Genomic DNA, 1250 nt, shown 5'->3' on the forward strand with positions numbered 1-1250 from the left:
AAAAAGGCCGCCCCTTAGTGGGACGGCCTTCTTAGTCTCACCGATGTGCCGGGCTGAAGCCCGGCCTACCGTGATTACTCGATGATTTTCGACACAACGCCGGCGCCGACGGTGCGGCCGCCTTCGCGGATCGCGAAGCGCAGGCCCTGCTCCATCGCGATCGGGGCGATCAGCTCAACGCCGAACGACACGTTGTCGCCGGGCATGACCATCTCAGTGCCTTCAGCCAGGGTCACGGTGCCGGTCACGTCAGTTGTACGGAAGTAGAACTGAGGACGGTAGTTCGCAAAGAACGGAGTGTGACGACCGCCTTCTTCCTTGGTCAGGATGTAGGCTTCGGCTTCGAACTTGGTGTGCGGTGTAACCGAACCCGGCTTACACAGAACCTGGCCACGCTCAACGCCGTCACGGTCAACACCACGCAGCAGGGCGCCGATGTTGTCGCCTGCTTCACCGCGGTCCAGCAGCTTGCGGAACATCTCAACACCGGTGCAGGTGGTTTTCGAAGTGTCGCGGATACCGACGATTTCGATTTCGTCGCCAACGTTGATCACGCCACGCTCAACACGGCCGGTCACAACGGTACCACGGCCCGAGATCGAGAACACGTCTTCGATCGGCATCAGGAACGGCTGGTCAACAGCGCGCTCGGGGGTGTCGATGTAGTCATCAACAGCCGCCATCAGTTCCTTGATCTTCTCTTCGCCGATTTCCGGGTTGTTGCCTTCCATCGCGGCCAGAGCCGAACCTGCGATGATCGGAATATCGTCGCCGGGGTATTCATACGAAGACAGCAGCTCGCGGATTTCCATTTCCACCAGTTCCAGCAGCTCTTCGTCGTCAACCTGGTCAACTTTGTTCATGAACACGACCATCTTCGGGATGCCAACCTGGCGACCCAGCAGGATGTGCTCGCGGGTCTGCGGCATCGGGCCGTCAGCTGCGTTCACAACCAGGATCGCGCCGTCCATCTGGGCAGCACCGGTGATCATGTTCTTGACGTAGTCGGCGTGGCCGGGGCAGTCAACGTGCGCATAGTGGCGGTTGTCGGTCTCGTATTCCACGTGGGCGGTCGAGATGGTGATGCCGCGCGCTTTTTCTTCCGGCGCACCGTCAATCTGGTCATACGCTTTGAAGTCACCGAAATACTTGGTGATTGCTGCGGTCAGCGTCGTTTTACCATGGTCAACGTGGCCAATCGTGCCGATGTTGACGTGCGGTTTTGTACGCTCAAACTTTTCCTTTGCCAT

General features: G+C 59.0%; 1 protein-coding gene. It reads right to left on the minus strand.

Annotated features, from left to right (window positions below):
* Positions 1–74 precede the first annotated feature (74 nt).
* Positions 75–1250: elongation factor Tu (gene tuf / locus GS630_RS22245; RefSeq protein ID WP_171182005.1), on the minus strand; the 1176-nt coding region annotated here is incomplete at its 5' end.

This window comes from Ruegeria sp. HKCCD7303 (genome assembly GCF_013111185.1).
Lineage (GTDB): Bacteria > Pseudomonadota > Alphaproteobacteria > Rhodobacterales > Rhodobacteraceae > Ruegeria.